Origin of the sequence: Aquibaculum arenosum, assembly GCF_029222965.1 — a bacterium.
Taxonomy (GTDB): domain Bacteria; phylum Pseudomonadota; class Alphaproteobacteria; order Kiloniellales; family DSM-21159; genus Aquibaculum; species Aquibaculum arenosum.
This window is the reverse complement of record NZ_JARHUD010000004.1, coordinates 1-19728: the sequence shown is the minus strand read 5'-3', so window position 1 is coordinate 19728 and position 19728 is coordinate 1. Positions and strand designations below refer to the sequence as shown.

Below are 19728 nucleotides of genomic sequence, written 5' to 3'. Positions count from 1 at the left end.
CCGGGATCGCTCCCCGGCCTCCGGCTGGAAGCCCTGAGCCTCCCCTACCAGCGAAAGACCGGCAGAGTGGCCACGGGCTGCTGCTCGTCCGCGGCGAAGAGGCGCGCGAGCTTCTCCGCATCGGGCATGTCGCCTTCGCGGATGCCCAGGCTTTCGGCGTGAATGCCACCGGCAACCAGCACCCCGTCGATGCCGGCCCCTTGCGCGCCGGCGATGTCCGTGCGCAGGGAATCCCCCACCGCCGCGATGCGCTCGCGCGGCACGTCCGGCAGCGCGGCGAAGCAGGTCTCGTAGATCGAGCGGTGCGGTTTGCCGTGATAGCGCACGGGCGCACCCAGCGCCTCGTAGTGCGCCGCCAGGGCCCCAGCGCAGATCTCGCGGTTGCCGCCGCGGATCACTTCCAGATCGGGGTTGGCGCAGATCATCGGCAGACCGAGCGCCGCCGCGGCTTCCAGTTCCTTGCCGTAGGTGTCGATGGTGTCCTCGGCCATGTGCGCGCCGGTGTTCAGCACGAAATCGGCCGCTTCCAGCTCCTCGACGAAATCCAGGTCCAGACCCTCGCGCATGCCCCGGTCGCGGTCGGGACCGAAGTGGAAACAGCGGCGCCCCAGGTCCCGATAGAAGGCGTCGGGGCGTTTGGCCAGATGCTGCCAGGTGTCCTCGCCCGAGGACTGCACCTTGTCATAGAAGCGCGGTGCGATGCCCAGTTCGTTCATGCGCGCCTCGACTTCGGCGGCACGGCGCGGGGCGTTGGAGAGGATGACGATGCGCGTGCCCCGGCTGTGCAACTGCTCCAGGCAGTCCAGCGCGTGGGGAAAGGCGACGACGCCGTCGTGCAGCACGCCCCAGAGGTCACAGATCAGCGCGTCATAGCGCTCGGCGAGGGAGGCAAAGCCGTCAAGAACGACCGGCCGGCCCGCAGTGGTTTCGGTCTGGCTCATGGGCCGCTCTTCTGCCACAGCCTGCCCCATCCGAAAAGCCGCTTTGCCGGCACCGGGAGGCAGGTCGCCCTTGCGCCAGACGCGCAAAGCGGGCTAGCTAACCGCCCGAAGGGGGAGTCCGGACCATGCCTGTCACGATCTACCACAATCCACGCTGCAGCAAATCGCGGCAGACCCTCAAGCTGCTGGAAGAGCAAGGGGTGGAACCGCGTGTGGTAGAGTACCTGCGCACGCCGCCGGATGCGGAAACGCTGACGCACCTGCTCTCGCTGCTGGGCATGCAAGCCCGCGACCTGCTGCGGCGCAAGGAAGCGCCCTACAAGGAGCTCGGCCTCGACGATCCGGGCAAGGGCGAAGCGGAGATCATCGCCGCTATGGTCGCGCACCCCATCCTGATCGAACGGCCCATCGTCGTCGGCCCCAAGGGCGCCGCCATCGGCCGGCCGCCGGAACAGGTTCTCTCGGTCCTGTAACCCGCAGGCCCTCCCCGCTTGCTTTGGCGCCGCCCGCGCACGGTAAGTGGCTCTGTTGCCTGGGTGATCGGAAGGTTAAGGGTGGGGAAGCCTCTTCCACCCGACCGGACCCGCCATGCCCTCCCCGCGCCTCAACGCCCTCGACCAGCCCATTGGCGAACCCCTGCCCGACTGGGCGCCCCGCCCGCTGCCGCCGCGCAGCCCCATGGTCGGGCGCTACGGACGGGTCGAGCCGCTCGAGCCCGCACGCCACGCTGCCGAGCTCTTCGCCGCCAATGCCGCCGACCGCGAGGGGCGCAACTGGACCTACCTGCCCATCGGCCCTTTTGCCGAGGAACGCGCCTATCGCGCCTGGCTGGAGACGGCCGCCGGGGGCAGCGACCCCTTCTTCCACGCCATCCTGGACGGCGAGAGCGGACGGGCGGTCGGCGTGGCCAGCTATCTCAGGCTGCAGCCGGAGGTGGGGGTGATCGAGGTGGGCCACATCAACTTCGCTCCGGCGCTGCAGCGCAGCCGCCTGGCGAGCGAGGCCATGTACCTGATGATGCGCCGGGTCTTCGAGGAACTGGGCTATCGCCGCTACGAGTGGAAGTGCGATGCGCTGAACGCCCCCTCCCGCCGCGCGGCGGAGCGGCTCGGTTTCGTCTACGAGGGCACCTTCCGGCAGGCCACGGTCTACAAGCAGCGCAACCGCGACACTGCCTGGTTCGCCATCATCGACCGGGACTGGCCCGCCGTTAAAGCCGGCTTCGAAGCCTGGCTCGATCCCGCCAACTTCGACGCGGAGGGGCGGCAGCGGCGCAGTCTTGCGGACTGCCGCGCCGCCCCGTGATCGGGCCGCACGGCCCGTCGATCCGCCTTACATGATGCCGGTGCGCCGGAAGACCTCCTGGGTGCTCACACCTTCTTCCAGCATACGCTGCACGTCCTGCTCCCCGGCAACCTTGGCCAGGGCGAGTTCCACGATCTCCGCTTCCACGGCACTGGGAATGATCACCACGCCGTCGCGGTCGCCCACGACGATGTCGCCCGGCTCGACCCGGGTGCGGTTGGGAAACTCGATGGGGCAGCGGTAGTCGATCACCCGGCCGCGCATGCGCTGGTCCTGGGCGAAGGCGCCGACGGAGAAGACCGGCAGGCCCTGCTCCAGCACGCCGGCGGTGTCACGGTGGGGCCCGTTCAGCACCGCACCGGCGGCCCCCAGCACCCGGGCGCGGGTGCTCATCATCTCGCCCCAGAAGGCATAGTCGGGCGAGCCACCGGTGGCGAGATAGACCTCGTCGGCCTGCAGCTCGTCCAGCGCCTTGAACATCAGGCCGAAGGCCGCCGCCTCGCCGCTATGGCCCATCCGGTCCCCGGTGCAGTCGGCCTCCAGCACGGTCATGGCCCGACCCACCACCACCATCTCGGGGGTGAGCGGCCGGATCTCCGGCGGCAGGAACTGATGGTGGTATCCGCGGCTGTCCAGCACATCGCCGATCACCGCACTGAACAGCTTGCTGCGAATGGTCTCCAAAAGCGCCTGTGACGCCGGCATCGCCTATCCTCCCCTGGTTGCTCGCTTCGCTGGGCCGAGTATGGGAGGGGCGCGCCGCGCCTGCAACGGGCAGCAGGTCTTAACCGATGGCTGGTTGCTCGGTCCGCGCAGGTTCCGGCAGCGGCACGGCGCCGCCCTCGTTCTCCCAGTTCGCCAGGCTGAAGCAGTTCACGGGCTCCAGGCGGCCGGATTCCAGGCGATCCTGCCGGTCGGTCTGGTAAACGGGGCGCGCTGCTGCAGAATCAGTCCAGATACTCATTGTTCTTCTCCTATCCATCCAGATCCGCCTGGTTCCGGCGCGGCAGCGCGGCCACCACACCGGCAAGCGGCGGGTCCGGGGCCTCACCGCGGCAAGCCGCCGCCTCGACGGCGCCCAGGGGACGCACCCAATAGAGCTTCTCGTCCTCGAAGGCGCTGTGGAAGCGCAGAGACTCGTTGCCGAGGCGAACCTCATTGGCCGGGCGCTCCAGGGCGGCGGCACGCAGGCGAGCCAAGGCCGGCGTCTCGGCCTCGACCACGACACGCTCCCACACCGGGCGGCCCTGCCACCGGGCATCATCGGGGCCGGCGACGGGATAGATCATCCACATGGTCTCGGTCTCCTTCTAACGAGGGGCCGCCAACGCGGCCTTAACCGATCATATGGTGAGTCAGGAGGCATGTTGCGAGTCCCTCGCAACTACGGGCGACAAAGAGTCGCGGCGTGCATTCCCTGCCGAAGGAACCGAGCTACTCGCCGCGCATCGGCAGGGTCACTCGCGTCGCGGCCTCACCGTCAGGTCCGATCAGATGCCCCAGCTCCAGTGCCAGTTCCAAGGTCAGAGGCCCGGCCACCGCCTGCACGGCCGGCAGAAAGAGACTGGCCCGTTGCGCGGCGGGGTTGGCGTAGAAGCGTGCAGCCACCGGCTTCCCTTCCGCATCGACCAGCCGCAATCCGCTCTCGAGTTCCTGGAGGCTGAGCGGCGCGGTGTAGGCCAGAGTGAGCGGCACTCCTTCGGCCACGGCCTCACCGTCCGGCAGCGACTCCAGGTGGATCTCGGGCACCAGGCTCTCGACAAGTGACAGCTTGGCGCGCTCAAAACGCAGGCCGTCATGCACCGTGACCCGAAGCGTCGGCGCCGACCCTGGTTCCAGCAGGGCACGCGGCAGCAAGGCAGCATTGCCCTGCTGCCGGACGGCAATCCCGTGCCAGGGCGCTGTGCCGTTGGGGCTGTAGGCGAGGTCGTAGGTCAGGTCGGGGTCCTGCATGCGCCAGCCAACGAACAGCGCATCGGAGTCCTCAGCCAGAACCTGCGGGGGCACGACGAAACGCGGTGCCTCAATCGGCGCTTCGAGGTGGAGCAGCTCGCGCTCGCCGGTGCTTACCACCAACTCCGCAGCAGCGCTGCGCCAGGGCAGGCTCACGCTGAACCGGCGTGTCAATGTTTCCGGTAGCCGATCTTCATCCCAGCCCTCGGCGTCGAGCAGGTCGTAGAGCTCGAAGGAAGCCTCCGCCAAGGTCGCGCCCCGCGCATTTAGCAGCTGCGCGCGATAGGGGCCCTCTGCGTTGGCCGGCTGCGGCGCCGCGCTCAGTTCCAGGGAGGTGATCTCGGCCGTCTCCCCATCAGCAGCAATGCGCCCGCGCAGCACGAGGCGCTCGGCCGGCGCCGGCGCCAGGTCCACCAGGCTGCTCTCGGGGGCAGCCGCCACACGATAGGGCTCGAGCGGCGCCGACCCGAAACGCACGGCATCGGTGCCCCCCTCGATCGAGCGGAGCAGAGTGCGGTACTCGGCGTCGGTCATGGACATTTCGCGCGTCGGGATTATGTAGGGCCACATCATTGGCACCAGGACCTGCGGGTGCTCGCCATTGCCCTCGTCGGAAGACTTGTTGAAGCCCGAAAGCCCGCCCGGGTCCATGCGCCAGGCCTCGATTTCGATCGGTGAGACGTACTTCATGCCTGGGGGGATGCGATCGGCATCGCCGGGATTGTGGGCCAAGCCGTGCTCATGGCCCAGTTCGTGCAGAAGGGCCTGGGCCATCTCATCCACCCCGAGCCAGTACTCGTCCCCGATGGCGACCAGGGCGGCGCGCATGCCGGGGACCACGAAGATTCCGGGATCGTTCTTCTGTCGCACCATGGACCCCACGCCGACACCCAGGGCATCCATGAAATCGGTCGGCACGAAGACGAGGAAAGTGTCGTTGGGCGACATGGTCCGGGACAGGCGGTCGAGCTGCACCAGGAAGGCCACCATCAGGTTGCGGATCTGCTCGGCGAAGTCGGCGGCGTGTTCCTCATTCGCTGTGCCGCGACGGCGCTCATGGTCGGGGATCACCTCGTCCCAGCCCAGCAGACGCATGACCGCATCGTTCTCCAGCGCGTCGTGCAAAAGGCTGCCCGACGCCTCTCCCTCGACCGGCTGGGTGCCAAAGACCAGGTCTTTCACCTCAAAGCTGCGCAGGTCGTCCGCTTCCATCCGCGCCACGTCCTCCAGCAGGATGAAACTGGCCGAGCGCGCGTGCACCGAGCGATAGGGGAAGAACTGCGGCGCCATGACCCGCGCCGCATCCAGCGTCGCCAGCATGCGCCGCCACTGTCCCTGGGGGATGCCCTCGCGCCAGCTTCCGACCATCGCCGCGGTGAAATGCAGGGTGTGCGGTGCCGGATCATGGCGCCAGACCTCGACCGAGGTGTCGACCCGCCCCTCTTCGGCAGTGCTGGCAGACGGAAAGGGCTCGTGGGCGCGCGCGCTGACCACGATCTCGCGCGTGCCGCGCTCGGGCTTCCAGCCGAAGAAGTTGACCGTGTTCTCGGCAAGCCGCCGCCGCTCCTCGCCGAACTCCTCATCTCGCCAGATCCGCACCATATCCGGCGACTCGCGCGGCAGGATGCCGTACTGCCCCACCAGACGGGGGTGGTCCGGCGTGATCTTCAGGCGCGTGGGATAGCTGCGCGGCTGCCAGTTCTCGTCGATATCGTCGTGGAGTTGCCAATCGAGATAAAGCCGGGTCAGGCTGGGCTTGTCCCGGGTCAGCGGCGCGTCGCGCACCACCTGAAAGCTGTGGAGCCGCCCGGAGAAATCCTGCGGATTGTCTTCCTTCGCCATGTTGAGCAGGGTGGAGAAGCGCCAGGGCTCATCCTGCTGCAGCCAGCGCTCCCCATCGACGGTCGTCACCCCCTCCTCGCCCCCGGCAATGCGCGCCGCCATGACGATCCCCGAGCGCATCTCGAAGCCCCCCGTGGCCTCGAAACGATAGTTGGTCGGCCCATCGCCCTGCTCCCAGCGACCCTCCACTTCCAGTTCTTCGCCGTCAGCTGCCCGGGTGTAGAGCCTAAAGCCCTTCTCCAGCGACTCCGGGTCGACGGGCTCGCTGAAGGTCACCGCGATGCTCGGGTCATGGTAGTTGACGTTCTCGCGCCCCGGCGGCGGCTGTACCGCATCCACCTTCAAGCCCGGCTGGCAGAAGTCCGGCACCGCTTCCCAGACTTCGATGGGACAGATGTAGCCGCTGATCTCGGCCCTCCGGCCGGTGGGCTGCGGGGTGACGCCCGGCCCGTCCTCATACTCCGAGACGTAGGCCGTAAACTGGATGGCCGGACCGGCGGCGTGCCTCTGATCGACCCGCACGCGCCCGCTGTCCACCCGCGTTTCCGGCCCCTCGAAGATCGTCTCACCGGTCAGGGACTCGAAGGTGCCGGCATGCAGCCGCTCGCGCGGGATGTTCTGGAAGCGCTCGCTGGCAAAGAGGTTGTCGCTGATCGCCTCCAGCCCGGTGCCGCCCCGACCTTCAGAGTGATAGAAGGGCGCGTGGAAGATGTCGGGGCTCTTGTGCGAAACGGTCGACCAGAAGAGGTGCGGGAAGTCGAAGCCCTCGGCCCGCAGGGGCGCGATCAGCTGCACCCGATCACGGAAGACGATGCCGGTGAGCTGGGCCTGCCCGCTGTGCTCGGAGGACCAGTCGCCGTGCGCCCGCCACCCCCAGACCACGGGAATGGTGATCAGGGGCGGCAGGACGGCACCTTCCGCCTGCTCGTTGATGAACAGGCGCCAATCGTCGTACTCGGGCGTCTCGATCCACTCGCCACCGGCCCACTCACCACCGGCCCACTCACCACCGGCAATGTCCTCGATTGCTTGGAATATGCCGCCGAGGGACTCGAGGTCCATCTCTGGCAGGCCCATAGCCGGCGGTTTCGGGGCGTCCTCCAGGGCTTCCGGCGAGAGCGGCAGGGTTGCGCGCTGTGCCTGTACAGCGGTGGCCGCCAGCAGCAGCGCGCCGAGCAACCCTGCCGCCAGGCCGGGACGCATCAGTAGCGTTCCGCGAAGAGCTCCGTCTCAAAGCTGCCGTCGACCTCGAGACAGTCATCCGGAAAGGAGTTGACCTCCATCATGCTCGGCATCTCCACACGACAGAGGCGCGCGTTGAAGCTTCCGACCGCAGTCCCGAAAGGCTCCTCAAAGCTCAGGTCCGTGAAGGTGATCTCGCCAAGGGCATTCATGTCGGTATCCGTGGTGTAGAAGACCGCCGGCATGCCGCGATTGCTCTCGATCACATAGAGTATCTCGGCCGACATCGGAGTACCGAGATTGGCCTGCCACTCCTCCGGGCCCCCGACGAGTTGGGGCTGCAAGGAGAGCACGCCTTCGGTCAGCAGCTTGTCGCTGGCCGGGTCGTGGCCGGCGATGGAGACGTCGATCGTTTGCAGCAGGGCCGCGCGCTGGTGCGCCAGGCGTTCCTGCATCATCTCCAGCATGGCCTGCTGCTCCGGCGACAGGCCCCCCCCTTCCTGCATCTGGGCAAAGGCATCGTCCTGCGAGCCGCCGGGCAGTCCCCCCGGCAGGCCGCTGCTCCAGGTAGCGCTGCCCCCCGCCTCACCGCCGGCGATGCCGTAGATGGTCACCCACTCCCGATCCTCGCCGTCCAGCGTGGCCCTGACATGGCCGAGGATCTCCACCTCGTCAGGCGCCTCGAAGTCGGGGATATTCATGTCCTGAGCCGGGGCCGGACCGACCAACAGTGCAGCGGCGAAAACGCAGGACGAGGAGAGTAGCGGGCGTCGCATCATTGGGACCATGGCCTCCTTGATCGTTTGCTCAGAACTCGAACACGCAGGCCTCGGCCGAAAGCAAATGCATCCGGGAGGGCAAGCGATTTTCAAGCAGGCTAGCAAAGGCCTACCCCCGTCGCCCCCTGCGTTCGAAGGGGCAGGGGCGATCACACAAGGCATCGGATGCTAAGTCATTGCCTCGCAAGCCGGATATGTCATGATCGTGCTGGTCACGAGACACCGGCACCCGAGCGCTATTCCAACAAGAAGAAGGTTAAAGGAGGTAACATGAGCGGCATCGGTCAGTCCGAGGAGGATCGACGCTCAGAGCGCCGCCAAACTCTGCTCTCGGCGCAGCTCACTCTTCGCCCTGACGAACCGCCGCTGAGTGCGATCATCCGCAACATATCGCAACACGGAGCGCTGATTCAGTTAGAGATGATCGAGACTCTGCCTGAACAGTTTCAGCTTTCCATTCCCAAGCTCCAGGTCACACGCCGTGTGCGCGTCGTCTGGAAACGCGGATACAACGTGGGAGTTGAATTCGGGAAGACTCTCGCCGAGGCCACAAGGGCGCCTGGCGAAATCGACCTACTCCACGCCCGGGTCGCCGCACTGGAAGCGACCGTAAAGTCGCTGGAAGCGCGCATCCGCCAGCTCACCGGGGAAGACTGACCCACCCTTCCCAGTGAGCACGACGCACCGGAGCGCAGCTACCTAGGGATCAGTTCGGCGAGCGCGCGATCGGCGGGATCCTCGCTCTCGGCCAAACCGGCCGCCACGCCCGCACGATCCGCGGCGCTGCGGTTCTGGCTCAGCTTGCGCTTGCCCTCCAGGCGGGTGATCGGCATGCGCAGGCCGACGATGCCACGCAGCTGTGCCTTGATGAAGTCTTCGGGCGCGTCGGACACGGCCCAAGGATCCCGACGCGTGCCTTCCTGCAGATCGGTCAGGCGCGTGACCACCTCTTGCAGGCGTTCGGGATCATCGAAGAACTCCACCGGGCCATAGGCGTGGACCGCCACGTAGTTCCAGGTCGGTACCACCTTGCCGGTCTCGCGCTTCGTCGCGTACCAGGAGGGCGTCACATAGGCATCCGGCCCCATGAACATCGCCAAGGCCTCGCCCTGCGGCGGCTGCCGCCACTGCGGGTTTGCCTTCGAGAGGTGGCCGTAGATCACGCCCCGCTCCCCTTCGCGCGCATCGAGAAACAGCGGCAGGGGCGTGGCAAGCGGTCCCTCGGTGGTGGCCGTGACGAAGTGGGCCAGGCGCGACGCGCGGATGGTGGCCCGGAGACTCTCGACATCCTCGTCGCGGAAAGCCGGTGGCGTGTACATGTTCTACCTCTTGGAATCCGATCCTGCTCGCCGGGACTTTGGCAGCGAAAGCGGTCCAAGGAAAACGTCCGGTTTCGGCAATGTGCAGGAACCAATCGAGACGCCACACAAGATGGAGACTGCCGCCAGAATGTCGCTGCTGCTGATCGCGCCAGTGCCGTCTCCAGCGGGCAGGCACGGCTTCGTGTCTATTCCATCCGCTTGCAGATCGCGAGCCTGCCGTTTCCGCCTCCGGAGATACAGTCCTCTATGGCGAAGCCCTGGTTCGTGATCAGCCTCATCGCGCCGTCGAACAGCGGGCGGGGGCAGCGAATGGCGAACCATTCGGACGCCATCGACAGGGCGAGGGACAGAGATCGCTCGCGGACATGCTTATCAAGGTGCTGATAGATGCCAAGGAAGAGGACGATGTTGTAGCTTTCGCGGAAGATCCTTCGGTCTCGAATGTTCGCCGGGAAGTTCAAGTCGACCACGTCGAAACGGCTATTCCCGGAGCCCACCCGCCTTCGGGCCGACTGAATGCGCCGCGCGCTCTCGTCCACCCCGTGGACAAAGCGCGCTCCGTTGGCAAGAAAAGGCTGCAGCATCAGGCCTTCGGCGCATCCCAGATCCAGGACGGAGCGGCCGGCCGCCCGCTGCACGAGAGGCAGAATCGCTTCCAAACGCTCGCGCGGATCCTTCTTGCCCGTGAGCCCCAGTTTCAGATCCTTGTAATAATCCCTCTCCAGGCGGCGGGCAATAAACTCAGGCAAAACAACCCGACTGCGCTTGATTAGCGAGTGTGGCACACATCTATTCCCAATATAATATAAAGTAATTCAACCTTGGAGACCTCAGAAGCAGAGATCTACGCCAAAAGCGGGACAACAAGACACCTGCAACTGTATCGAAGACTATTGAGTCCGATCATGATGTTCGCTGCAAGAGAAGGAACAGTCAGGCGTGGAGATGACGCGCGGATGACGCGACGAAGACTCCAGCCAAGTTCCAGAGAGAATCAGGTCGCGGTGGCGAAGCCACAGGCAAGCCACGAGATCAGCCGGAGATGCGTTTTCAAGATTAGACCAAGGGCCTCTGCGCCATAGCCATGCCGCGCAGGAATACACTGAAGTGTACACAATCACGCGAGGACGAGTTCTCGCGGAAAGGCTAAAAGCGCCAGCTTGTAGAATGGCGTCCCCTAGGGGATTTGAACCCCTGTTACCGGCGTGAGAGGCCGGCGTCCTAGGCCACTAGACGAAGGGGACGCAAGCGCTTGGCGTGGCCAGGGCCGGGATATAACCAATGGCGGGCCGCTGCACAAGGGGTAGCGGCCCGCTTTTCTGCTGTCGGTGCGTTTTTCCCTGGCCCAAATGAGGCGGCCAAGAAGACGAGCCTCAGAGGCTCCCGGCACCCGGCGGCAGCGCGAAGGGCGCAGCCTGTTCGAAGGCGTGGGCGGCGCGCAGGACCAGAGCATCGGCGTGGCGTGGCCCGACGATCTGCAAGGCAGCTGGCAAGCCGGCGGCCGTGAGGCCACAGGGCACGCTGGCCGCGGGCTGGCCGGTCAGATTGAACGGCCAAGTGAAGGGCGACCAGTCGCACCAGCGCTCGACGTCTGCGCCCTCGGGCCACTCGCGGCCGGCCTCGAAAGCCGGGATCGGCAGGCCTGGGGTCAGCAGCAGGTCATAGTCCTGATGGAACCTCGCCATGGCGATGGAGTAGGCCTCGCGCTGGGAGACCGATTCCTGGAACCCGCGCAGGGAGTAGCTGTCGCCCTCGGCGGCGATCTCGCGCAGGCCAGGGTCCATGAGCTCCTGCTTTTCCGACGGGATCTTCGAGAGCAGACGTCCCGCGCCCGAGTACCAGGTCACCCGGAAGGCCCAGGTCGGATCCGGCAGGTAGGAGAGGTCTACCTCCTCCACCTGCGCCCCCAGGTCACTGAAGCGCTGCACCGCCGCCGCCACCAAGGTGGCGATCTCCGGATCGACCTTCACCTTGGTGTTCATGCCAAGATCGGGGCTGTAGGCGATACGCAGGCCCTTCACCCCACCATCGAGCCCCAGCGTAAAGTCCTCGTCGCTTGCCGGCAGGCTGTAGGGGTCGCGCGGGTCCGGACCGGCCATGACGGTGAGCATCAGCGCACTGTCCGCCACCGTGCGGGTCATGGGCCCCACGTGCGACACCGAGGCAAAAGGACTGAGCGGATGGGCCGAGACCCGCCCGAAGCTCTGCTTGATACCAGGGATGCCGCAGAAGCCGCAGGGCATGCGGATCGAGCCGCCCCCATCGGTGCCGAAGTGCAGCGCGCCCATGCCCATCGCAGCGGCCGCCCCAGCGCCGCCGCTGGAGCCGCCCGGCGTCATGGCCGGGTTCCAGGGGTTGCGGGTGATGCCGGTCAGCGGATTGTCGGTAACGCCCTTCCAGCCGAACTCCGGCGTGGTGGTCTTGCCGATCAGCACGGCGCCGTGGCGGCGCAGGTTGCCGACGCTGGGCGCGTCCTCTTGCGACGGCGTATCGTCGGTGGTGCGCGAGCCGCGCCGGGTCGGCCAGCCCTTGGTCACCAGCAGATCCTTCACCGAGGTCGGCACACCGTCCAGACGCCCTTGCGGCCTGCCGGCCTGCCAGCGCGCCTCGCTCTCGCGCGCGGCGGCCAGCGCGCCTTCGCGATCGAGCAGGCAGAAGGCATTGAGCGTAGAGTCGTGGCGTTCGATGGCTTTGAACGCGGCCTCGGTGGCCTCGACCGGCGAGAGCGTGCCGGCAGCGTAGTGGGAGAGCAGTTCCGTGGCCGAGAGAAGGGCGGGATCCTGGCTGCGGGCGGCATCCGACATAAGGCGATTTTCCCTGCTTGGTCTTGTTTGCCGGCCAGACTATAGCGGATGGCGGCGGTGCAAAAGCCATGGATTGCGCGCAAGCCGATGGAGGACGCCCGCCCGGCCGACACCCTGGCATGCCGGGCGCAAGGGGGGCAGAATGCGCGAGAGCAGGAGGAACCCGGGATGAAACGGCACCACGGCACAACCCGACGCACAGCACCGCTGTCAGTCGTCTCGCGGCTGATGCCGCCTATTGCGATGGCGCTGCTTGCGAGCAGCCTTGCCACTGCGCCGGTCCTGGCGCAGGAGGAAGAGCCGCCAGGAGCGATCGAACCCGAGAGCGGCACATCCGAAAACGCCCCGGAAGAAATGGCACGCGAAGGGGTGGAACTGCTGCTGCGTGCCTTGCGCGGTTTTCTGAGTTCCGTGCCGCAGTACGGCCTGCCGCGGATCGAGGAGAATGGTGATATCGTCATTCCTCGCCTAAATCGCGAGGAGGAGAACGAGCAAGACGGGGACGACACCGACGGTTCAGACGACAGCCCCGAGGAGATTCGCACCTGATGTCCGAAACACCCTCCCAGACACCGCCCCGATCGACTCGTACGAACGGCGACGGTTTCGACCAGGCCCGCGACCCGTTGGGCGCCTTCCTGCCCGGCCCGCGGCTGCAGCTGCCGCCCCTGGGCATCGGCCCGCTCAACGGCCTCACCGTCGCGGTGAAGGACATCTTCGACACCGAGGGATTGGTGACCGGCAGCGGCAACCCCGACTGGGCCCGCAGCCATCCGCCGGCCGAGGCCCATGCCGAAGCGGTGATCCGCCTGCTGCGCGCCGGGGCCGCGGTGGTGGGCAAGACGATCACCGACGAAATGGCCTACAGCCTCAGCGGCCGGAACAAGCACTACGGCGCTCCCGCGAACCCCGAAGCGCCGGGGCGCACCTGCGGCGGCTCCTCCTGCGGCTCAGCTTCGGCGGTGGCCGGCGGGCTCTGCGATGCGGCGCTGGGCAGCGACACGGGCGGCTCGATCCGCGTGCCGGCCTCCTATTGTGGCCTCTTCGGTCTGCGTCCGACCCACGACCGCATCCCGCTCACCGGCGTAACACCGCTGGCGACCAGCTTCGACACGGTGGGCTGGTTCGCACGCGACGCCGAGACCCTGGAGCAGGTCGGCGGCGTGCTGCTGGGCGAGGACAGCCAGTCCTTCACCTTCCGCCGCCTGCTGCTGGCCCAGGATGCGGTGGAGCGGGCTGTGCCCGCGGGCCAGGCCTGCCTGCGCGAGGCCGAGACCCGCCTGGCGCGCCTGCTGTCGCCGCCGGAGAGCCTGCGCCCTGGTGATCCGGAGGGATTGACCTTCTGGGGAGACTGCTTCCGCGTGCTGCAGGGTCGCGAAATCCACAAGCACCACGGCGCATGGCTGGCGGCGGAGCAACCGGACTTCGAGACCGAGATCGCCGAGCGCCTGGCCTGGACTGCCACCCTGACCGCCGACGAGGAGGTCGAGGCGCAGGCCGCGCGCAGCCGACTGACGGAGCGCCTGACGAACCTGCTGGGCGACGATGGCCTGCTGCTCTTGCCCAGCGCTCCCGACGCCGCGCCCTTCCTGAACGCCGACCTTCCGGCTCTGCGTGCCCATCGCGCCACGGTCTTGGCTATTACCAGCCTTGCCGGCCACGCCGGCCTACCGCAGATCAGCCTGCCACTGGGCCGTGTCGACGGCTGCCCGCTCGGGATCGGGCTGATTGCCCCGGCCGGCGCTGACCGGGCGCTGCTTGCTTTCGCCCGCAAGGTGGTGGCAACGCCGGAGTAGCGCGACGCCCCCTCTACACCGTCATTGCGAGCGACCAGCAGGAGCGCGGCAATCCAGGGCTGCAGCCTGTGGCCCTAGATTGCCGCGTCGGCCTGACGGCCTCCTCGCAATGACGAGGTAGGGGCGTGCCCGCTGACGGCCTCCTCGCAGTTACGGGTGCTCCCTCACTCCGCTTCGGTTTGCGCTTCCGGCTCCGCGGCCTGTGCCCGGTGGTTCACCCGGTCCGGAGGCAGCCACACACGGGCCAGGGTGCCCTGCCCGCGCTCGCTTTGCAGAGTCAGGCGGCCACCATGCAGTTCCACCAGGGTGCTGGTGAGCGGCAGGCCGAGGCCGGTGCCCTGCTGACCAAAACCGAAGCCGGGATGCAGTTGGATAAAGGGCTGCAACGCTTGCTGAAGCTCGCCGGCATCCATTCCTATACCGGTGTCGCGGATTTCCAGGATCGCCCCGGTTTTGGGCCCGACACTGATGCTCAAGGTAACCCGTCCGCTGCGCGGCGTGAACTTGACCGCGTTGCTCAAAAGGTTGAGCAGGACCTGCTGCAGGCGCAGGGGATCGACCAGCACTGGCGGCACGCTGGTCGGCAGGTCCGCGAGCAGCTCCACGCCAGACGCCTCGGCGCGTGGGCGCACCAATCGCAGCGAGGCCTCGACAATCGGGAGCAGCGAGACGGACTTCACGTCAAGGGTGAGCTTGCCCGCTTCGGCCTTGGAGACATCGAGGATGTCGTTGATGATGCCCAGCAAATGTACGCCGCTCTGGCGGATGTCCTCCACGTACTCCTGATAGCGCGCCGCGCCCAGGGGGCCGGCAATCTCGGCCGCCATGAGTTCGGCAAAGCCGATGATGGCGTTGAGGGGTGTGCGCAGCTCGTGGCTCATGTTGGCCAAGAATTCGCTCTTGGTGCGATTGGCCAGTTCGGTCGCGTGCATGGCCTGGAGCAGTTCCACCTCCGCGAGCTTGCGCTCGGTGATGTCCTGCAGGGCTCCGTAAACGCGCTCCGTCTCCCCGGTGAGGGGGTCCACCTGCGGACGGACGATGAGCCGCGCCCACATCACCGCAGTGCCCTTGGCCACACGCAGGCGCAGTTCCTCGGTGCTGCCTTGGCCGGCCAGCAGGCGCCGGCGAACCCCGTACAGCAGGGGCAAGTCGTCGTCATGCACCAGCTCTTCGAGGTTGAGCCGAGGGCCTCCCCCCAACCGGCGCGCCAGCAGCGAGCCTACCATCCACTCCGGGTCCAGCCGGCCATCCCTGAGGACGTAGGAAAAGACCAGATCCGAGGTCATCTCGGTGATCAGGCGGTAGCGGTGCTCGCTCTCGCGCAAGGCCGCCTCCACCCGGCGGCGGTCACTCACCTCGGCGATGCTGCCGACAAAACCGCCTTCGGGCAGGGGATTGATGCGAACCTCTAAGAGGCGGCCATTTGGCAGTGACCGCTCGTAGACGAGCGGAGCGCCACCCATCAGCAGATTGTAGCGCTTGCGCACCTCCACCTCGGGATCGCCCGGCCCGTAATCGCCGCGGCGGGCGCGGAACTCCAGCAGCGCCGGAAGATCACCGCCGTCGAGCAGGCTGGCCGGCAACTCGAAGAGTTCTTGCAGACGCCGGTTGTAGGCCATGATGCGAGCCGCACCGTTCACCACCAGCACCGCTTCGGCCATGTGATCGAAGAAGACCTGCAACAGCCGATCGGAGGAGTCGCGTGCCTCCACCGCCTCGCGGCGCTGGATCTCCGTGCTCAACCACTTCGCCATCAACTCCAGCAGGTCGCGATGGCGCAGGTGTGGGCTGTCGGGCCGATCATCGACCGCAAAGATATGTCCGATGCGCCGGCCATCATGGCGGCGCAAGGCGTGGGCCACGAAGGCTTCCGCTCCGCACTTCGTCAACTGCGAACATTCCGGAAAGGCGGCTGCCACGCCTTCAGGCCAGTAGCAGTGGCTCGTGCCGCCATAGACCTCCGAACAGGGGTTGCCCTCCAGGCAAACATCGAAGGGCGAGACTTGCACGCCATCCGATCGAAGGGCGACCACTTGAACCGCCTGGCTCGACGACTTGAGCCGCGCCACGCCGATCCAGCGATAGCCGAGCAACTGGCTCAGAGCCTCGCAGACGATTTCGTAGGGCGAACGCCCCTTGGTGGCGTCGCACAATAGCAGTGCCAGGGCGCGTTCCCTGCGCTCGGCTTCTTCCGGTGTATGCGGCAAGGTCCTCTACCCTCATCTGCCGGCTCGCGGCACAGTCGAAACTGCGGCCGACAGCATGCGCACAGCCCAATGTTCGACTCACCCCCAATGGGGTGCATTCTAGCCTTTGCACGGACCGATGCGCCAGAGGATTATGGATATACTTTAGTGGTATTCTAACGAGCCCAAACGGGGACCAGGGGGAGTCAGGCGTCGTAGGTCAGGAGGGAATGGGCCGGCACCGGCAGCTTGTCGCGGCCGCCGAGAAAGTTCAACTCTACGATGCAGGCCGCAGCGCAGACCTCCGCGCCGGCACGCTGCAGCAGGTGGACGGCGGCCGCCATGGTCCCACCCGTGGCGAGCAAATCATCCAGCACCACCACCCGCTGTCCAGGCTGCACCGCATCGGCCTGGATCTCGATGGTGTCGCTGCCATACTCAAGGCCGTAGGAGTAGCTCAGCGTATCGCCCGGCAGCTTGCCGCGCTTGCGCACCATGAAGAAGCCTAGGTCCAGATGCAGCGCCAGGGGCGCAGCAGTGAGAAAGCCACGGGATTCGATGCCCACCAGCAGATCAGGCTTGTAGGGCGCGATCACCTCTCCAAGCCGCTCGACGGTGGTGCGCCAGGCCTGGGGATGCATCAACAGTGTCGAGATGTCGTAGAAAAGGATCCCCGGTTTCGGGAAGTCCGGTATCGTGCGAATGTGGTCCTTCAGATCCATGGGGTTGCCCTTTCCTCTGGGAGCAGCTGCTGCACCGGGCGCTTTCTATAGCGACAGCCACAGGCAGGGACAACGTGGCACGAGAAGAATGCGTAGGATCTGAGGAAAGCTTGCATGGAATCAGCAATGCGCTACCTTGCTACATGTGCTTCGATCCATAAATGCAAGTAATTTGTGGGCATTACTCCCCGCGGTCCGCTCCTAGAGGAACAACATTTGCCGCGATGCCTGGCTCGAAGCCGCAACTCTTCACAGCAGTAAGGTGAGTGTCCCATGACCGACGCACCGAAACGACCAAACGCGGACGCGAACGCGAAGACAGGTGAGACTCCCGAAGAAACCGGTCGCATCTCCCGCCGTGGTTTGCTGGCTGGCTCCGCCGGCCTGACGCTCGGCTCACTTGCCCTGGCGGGCAAGGTCCGGGCCGATCACGAGCATGGCACCGGCGCAGCGGGATCAACGTCGACGCCGGGTCCGAGCGGCAGCCTCAGCCAGCGGGCCTATTCCATGCCGGAGCGCGTCGCCGACGATGTCGCCCACGACCCCGCAAGCCTGCCGTCTCCGCTGGACCGGCGCGAACCCCAGACGGTGCGCGTGGAACTGGAGACCATCGAAAAGGAAGCCAATCTCGACGGACGCGCCACCTTCCGCTACTGGACCTTCAACGGCACGGTGCCAGGGCCCTTCGTGCGGGTGCGGGTCGGCGACACGGTCGAGGTGACGCTGCGCAACGCCGAGGACAGTTGGATGCCACACAACGTGGACTTCCACGCCTGCACCGGCCCCGGCGGCGGCGCAGAGGCGACGACATGCTTTCCGGGTGAGGAAAAATCCTTCCGCTTCAAGGCGCTGAAGCCCGGGCTCTATGTTTATCACTGCGCGGTGCCACCGGTGGCCCTGCACATCGCCAACGGCATGTACGGGCTCATTCTGGTGGAACCGGAGGAGGGCCTGCCGCCGGTGGATCGCGAATTCTACGTCATGCAAGGAGAGCTCTACACCCACGAGCGCTTCGGCTCTAGCGGCCTGCTCACCGAAGATTATGACAAGATGCTTGAGGAACGCCCCGAATACTTTTTCCTCAATGGTCACGTCGGCGCGCTGACCGAGCACTTCCCGATGAAGGCCAATGTGGGAGAGACGGTGCGCATCTACTTCGGCGTGGGCGGACCGAACTTCGTCTCCTCCTTCCACGTGATCGGCGAAATCTTCGACCGGGTCTACGTGAACGGATCGGTCACCTCGCCGCCGCAGGAGGACGTGCAGACCGTGCTGGTGCCAGCCGGCGGCGCCACCATCGTCGAAATGGATCTGGAAGTGCCCGGGCGCTACGTCCTGGTGGACCATTCCCTCTCCCGCGTCGAGCGCGGCCTGGCCGGCTGGCTGGATGTGGAAGGCGAGGAGAATCCCGAAATCTTCGCCGAGCTGGAGTAGCGATTTCAGGGGATAAGGGGGGCGTGAGGGGGCGCCGACGCGGCGTCCCCTCTGGCTACTGCTCTTCTACTGGGTCAGAGGCCCCAGCGAGATGCCCCAGTCAGAAAGATGGGGCAGCGCCAACATCAGCGCGATCACCAATACGGTCAGAACGATCACCAGCGCCATGGGCAGCCGATTGACGATCCGGCGCGTCAGGTGAAACAGGAAGATCTGGAGGATGCGGTTCAGCTGCTGCATGGCAGGTTCATGGACAAGGTCACCGGCGTGAGACTCGATTCGACCGGACCCTACCACGTTTGCATTCCGGCTCCCCCCGGTTATGCGGCGATTCACGGCCAGAGCACGAAGATATAGAGGCCATAACCGGCGAGCAGCAGCGCCCCTTCCCAGCGCGCGATCCGCCGCCCGCTCCAGGCAAAGAGCACGAGCACCAGGGTGACGCCCACCATCACCAAATTGTCGAACGCGACGATTTCGGCCGGCACCCGGCTGCGCGCGATAAGCGCTGTCGCCCCACCGATTCCCAGCAGGTTGTAGATGTTCGAGCCAACGATATTGCCGAAGACCACGTCCCCCTGGCGCTTCAGGCCCGCCACCACGGAAGTGACAAGCTCTGGCATGGAAGTGCCGACAGCAACGATGGTCAGGCCGATCACGGCTTCGGAGATGGCAAATCCCCGCGCCAGCGAGATCGCGCCCTCGACGAGAAAGGTGCCGCCCAGCACGACCAGTGCCAGCCCCGCCAGAGCGATAACCACGGAGAGCGCCAAGGAGCCATGGGCACGTGCAGGCGGCGTCAGGGCGCTATCCGCTCCCTGCAAAGCCTGGCTCTTATCAAACACCGCCGTGTGACCCGCGGTTGCCAGCATTCGCTCCTGCCGGAAGGCGAGATAGACATAGGCGATCAACGCGGCCACCAGCCCGGCGCCGATCACCCGGCCCATCGGCAGGACCGCCGCCAGCCCGGCAAAGACCAGGGCGACCAGGACCATGAAGAGCGCATCGCGCTTGAGCGCCCTGGAGGCGACGGCAATCGGGCTGAGCAGGGAGGCCAGGCCGACGATCAGCAGGATGTTGGCGATGTTCGAGCCGACGATGTTGCCATAGGCGATGCCGGGGGCGGCAATGAGCGCCGCCTGCACCGAGGTGACGAGTTCCGGTGTCGAGGTGCCGAAGCCGACCAGGGTCAGGCCGATCACCAGCGGTGATACGCCCAGAGCGGCTGCGACCTGCACCGAGCCGCGGACCAGCAGCTCGCCACCGGCAATGAGGAGGATCAGGCCTCCGAGCAGCGGCAACCAGATCTCGAGCATGGCGACCCCCAGTTGCATGAGACAGCTGAGGACCTCTAACAACCGGGTTTGATGTTCTGAAGCAGCCAAGCCGCGCCGTGCTTCATTACTGCGCTCGCCTTACCCTGCAGCCTCGGCGGGGCTATGGAGGTCGGCGGTCCTCTCTG

At 66.4% G+C, this 19728-nt stretch carries 19 protein-coding genes and 1 tRNA gene; 6 read left to right on the top strand and 14 right to left on the bottom strand.

The genetic code is table 11. The features are described 5' to 3' along the window. Window positions 1-44: 44 nt before the first annotated feature. The gene (locus tag P2G67_RS07280) at window positions 45-941 is read right to left on the bottom strand and encodes a TIGR01459 family HAD-type hydrolase (RefSeq protein WP_275821520.1); all 897 of its coding nucleotides are present in this window, start codon (window positions 939-941) and stop codon (window positions 45-47) included. A gap of 125 nt (window positions 942-1066) precedes the next feature. Here P2G67_RS07280 and arsC point away from each other — a divergent pair, with 125 nt between their 5' ends. Together arsC and P2G67_RS07270 are read left to right on the top strand one after the other, a co-directional pair. After that, window positions 1067-1414, top strand: coding sequence for an arsenate reductase (glutaredoxin) (arsC, locus tag P2G67_RS07275; RefSeq protein ID WP_275821518.1), 348 nt, complete (start codon window positions 1067-1069; stop codon window positions 1412-1414). 115 nt (window positions 1415-1529) lie between these two features. After that, the gene (locus tag P2G67_RS07270; RefSeq protein WP_275821516.1) at window positions 1530-2246 is read left to right on the top strand and encodes a GNAT family N-acetyltransferase; all 717 of its coding nucleotides are present in this window, start codon (window positions 1530-1532) and stop codon (window positions 2244-2246) included. Window positions 2247-2273: 27 nt separating this feature from the next. On the opposite strand, the gene P2G67_RS07265 is transcribed toward P2G67_RS07270, so the two are convergent. From P2G67_RS07265 to P2G67_RS07245, 5 genes are all read right to left on the bottom strand, one after another. Beyond that, window positions 2274-2951, bottom strand: a complete 678-nt coding sequence (locus P2G67_RS07265) for an RraA family protein (protein ID WP_275821514.1) — start codon at window positions 2949-2951, stop codon at window positions 2274-2276. 79 nt (window positions 2952-3030) lie between these two features. Then, window positions 3031-3210, bottom strand: a complete 180-nt coding sequence (locus P2G67_RS07260) for a hypothetical protein (RefSeq protein ID WP_275821512.1) — start codon at window positions 3208-3210, stop codon at window positions 3031-3033. Window positions 3211-3220: 10 nt separating this feature from the next. Further along, the gene (locus P2G67_RS07255; protein ID WP_275821510.1) at window positions 3221-3541 is read right to left on the bottom strand and encodes a hypothetical protein; all 321 of its coding nucleotides are present in this window, start codon (window positions 3539-3541) and stop codon (window positions 3221-3223) included. Between the two features lie 139 nt (window positions 3542-3680). Beyond that, a complete protein-coding gene (locus tag P2G67_RS07250; RefSeq protein WP_275821508.1) occupies window positions 3681-7244 on the bottom strand; it encodes a hypothetical protein in 3564 nt (1187 codons plus the stop codon). Continuing rightward, window positions 7244-8002: a hypothetical protein gene (locus tag P2G67_RS07245; RefSeq protein WP_275821507.1), complete on the bottom strand. Its 759-nt coding sequence runs from the start codon at window positions 8000-8002 to the stop codon at window positions 7244-7246. Before P2G67_RS07245 ends, P2G67_RS07250 begins: the two co-directional genes overlap by 1 nt. Window positions 8003-8272: 270 nt before the next feature. Between P2G67_RS07245 and P2G67_RS07240 the strand changes: the two genes are divergently transcribed. Then, on the top strand, window positions 8273-8659 hold the full coding sequence (locus P2G67_RS07240; protein WP_275821505.1) for a PilZ domain-containing protein: 387 nt from the start codon (window positions 8273-8275) through the stop codon (window positions 8657-8659). 38 nt (window positions 8660-8697) lie between these two features. On the opposite strand, the gene P2G67_RS07235 is transcribed toward P2G67_RS07240, so the two are convergent. The 4 genes from P2G67_RS07235 to P2G67_RS07220 form a co-directional block, all read right to left on the bottom strand. Further along, window positions 8698-9321: an FMN-binding negative transcriptional regulator gene (locus P2G67_RS07235; RefSeq protein ID WP_275821503.1), complete on the bottom strand. Its 624-nt coding sequence runs from the start codon at window positions 9319-9321 to the stop codon at window positions 8698-8700. Between the two features lie 188 nt (window positions 9322-9509). Beyond that, entirely contained in the window at window positions 9510-10109 is a 600-nt protein-coding gene (locus tag P2G67_RS07230) for a class I SAM-dependent methyltransferase (RefSeq protein WP_275821501.1), read from the bottom strand. A gap of 383 nt (window positions 10110-10492) precedes the next feature. Next, window positions 10493-10568 (bottom strand) — tRNA-Glu (locus P2G67_RS07225). Between the two features lie 129 nt (window positions 10569-10697). Continuing rightward, window positions 10698-12128 carry an amidase gene (locus P2G67_RS07220; protein ID WP_275821499.1) on the bottom strand — a complete coding sequence of 477 codons (1431 nt, stop codon included), beginning with the start codon at window positions 12126-12128 and terminating at the stop codon, window positions 10698-10700. Between the two features lie 168 nt (window positions 12129-12296). Between P2G67_RS07220 and P2G67_RS07215 the strand changes: the two genes are divergently transcribed. Together P2G67_RS07215 and P2G67_RS07210 are read left to right on the top strand one after the other, a co-directional pair. Next, on the top strand, window positions 12297-12677 hold the full coding sequence (locus tag P2G67_RS07215) for a hypothetical protein (RefSeq protein ID WP_275821497.1): 381 nt from the start codon (window positions 12297-12299) through the stop codon (window positions 12675-12677). Continuing rightward, complete coding sequence (locus P2G67_RS07210; protein ID WP_275821495.1) at window positions 12677-13924, top strand: amidase; 1248 nt, start codon at window positions 12677-12679, stop codon at window positions 13922-13924. Before P2G67_RS07215 ends, P2G67_RS07210 begins: the two co-directional genes overlap by 1 nt. Window positions 13925-14088: 164 nt before the next feature. On the opposite strand, the gene P2G67_RS07205 is transcribed toward P2G67_RS07210, so the two are convergent. Continuing rightward, the gene (locus tag P2G67_RS07205; RefSeq protein WP_275821493.1) at window positions 14089-16131 is read right to left on the bottom strand and encodes a sensor histidine kinase; all 2043 of its coding nucleotides are present in this window, start codon (window positions 16129-16131) and stop codon (window positions 14089-14091) included. 185 nt (window positions 16132-16316) lie between these two features. Further along, entirely contained in the window at window positions 16317-16832 is a 516-nt protein-coding gene (locus P2G67_RS07200; RefSeq protein WP_275821490.1) for an adenine phosphoribosyltransferase, read from the bottom strand. A 273-nt stretch (window positions 16833-17105) separates the two neighbouring features. Between P2G67_RS07200 and nirK the strand changes: the two genes are divergently transcribed. Then, a complete protein-coding gene (nirK, locus tag P2G67_RS07195; RefSeq protein ID WP_275821488.1) occupies window positions 17106-18266 on the top strand; it encodes a copper-containing nitrite reductase in 1161 nt (386 codons plus the stop codon). Between the two features lie 66 nt (window positions 18267-18332). On the opposite strand, the gene P2G67_RS07190 is transcribed toward nirK, so the two are convergent. Next, window positions 18333-18506, bottom strand: a complete 174-nt coding sequence (locus P2G67_RS07190) for a hypothetical protein (protein WP_275821486.1) — start codon at window positions 18504-18506, stop codon at window positions 18333-18335. A gap of 92 nt (window positions 18507-18598) precedes the next feature. Continuing rightward, window positions 18599-19582, bottom strand: a complete 984-nt coding sequence (locus P2G67_RS07185; protein ID WP_275821484.1) for a calcium/sodium antiporter — start codon at window positions 19580-19582, stop codon at window positions 18599-18601. Window positions 19583-19728: the final 146 nt, after the last annotated feature.

Bases quoted from the DNA above. Each gene is read 5' to 3' on its own strand.
- P2G67_RS07280 (WP_275821520.1), bottom strand. From the start codon at position 941: ATGAGCCAGACCGAAACCACTGCGGGCCGGCCGGTCGTTCTTGACGGC.
- arsC (WP_275821518.1), top strand. From the start codon at position 1,067: ATGCCTGTCACGATCTACCACAATCCACGCTGCAGCAAATCGCGGCAG.
- P2G67_RS07270 (WP_275821516.1), top strand. From the start codon at position 1,530: ATGCCCTCCCCGCGCCTCAACGCCCTCGACCAGCCCATTGGCGAACCC.
- P2G67_RS07265 (WP_275821514.1), bottom strand. From the start codon at position 2,951: ATGCCGGCGTCACAGGCGCTTTTGGAGACCATTCGCAGCAAGCTGTTC.
- P2G67_RS07260 (WP_275821512.1), bottom strand. From the start codon at position 3,210: ATGAGTATCTGGACTGATTCTGCAGCAGCGCGCCCCGTTTACCAGACC.
- P2G67_RS07255 (WP_275821510.1), bottom strand. From the start codon at position 3,541: ATGTGGATGATCTATCCCGTCGCCGGCCCCGATGATGCCCGGTGGCAG.
- P2G67_RS07250 (WP_275821508.1), bottom strand. From the start codon at position 7,244: ATGCGTCCCGGCCTGGCGGCAGGGTTGCTCGGCGCGCTGCTGCTGGCG.
- P2G67_RS07245 (WP_275821507.1), bottom strand. From the start codon at position 8,002: ATGATGCGACGCCCGCTACTCTCCTCGTCCTGCGTTTTCGCCGCTGCA.
- P2G67_RS07240 (WP_275821505.1), top strand. From the start codon at position 8,273: ATGAGCGGCATCGGTCAGTCCGAGGAGGATCGACGCTCAGAGCGCCGC.
- P2G67_RS07235 (WP_275821503.1), bottom strand. From the start codon at position 9,321: ATGTACACGCCACCGGCTTTCCGCGACGAGGATGTCGAGAGTCTCCGG.
- P2G67_RS07220 (WP_275821499.1), bottom strand. From the start codon at position 12,128: ATGTCGGATGCCGCCCGCAGCCAGGATCCCGCCCTTCTCTCGGCCACG.
- P2G67_RS07215 (WP_275821497.1), top strand. From the start codon at position 12,297: ATGAAACGGCACCACGGCACAACCCGACGCACAGCACCGCTGTCAGTC.
- P2G67_RS07210 (WP_275821495.1), top strand. From the start codon at position 12,677: ATGTCCGAAACACCCTCCCAGACACCGCCCCGATCGACTCGTACGAAC.
- P2G67_RS07200 (WP_275821490.1), bottom strand. From the start codon at position 16,832: ATGGATCTGAAGGACCACATTCGCACGATACCGGACTTCCCGAAACCG.
- nirK (WP_275821488.1), top strand. From the start codon at position 17,106: ATGACCGACGCACCGAAACGACCAAACGCGGACGCGAACGCGAAGACA.
- P2G67_RS07190 (WP_275821486.1), bottom strand. From the start codon at position 18,506: ATGCAGCAGCTGAACCGCATCCTCCAGATCTTCCTGTTTCACCTGACG.
- P2G67_RS07185 (WP_275821484.1), bottom strand. From the start codon at position 19,582: ATGCTCGAGATCTGGTTGCCGCTGCTCGGAGGCCTGATCCTCCTCATT.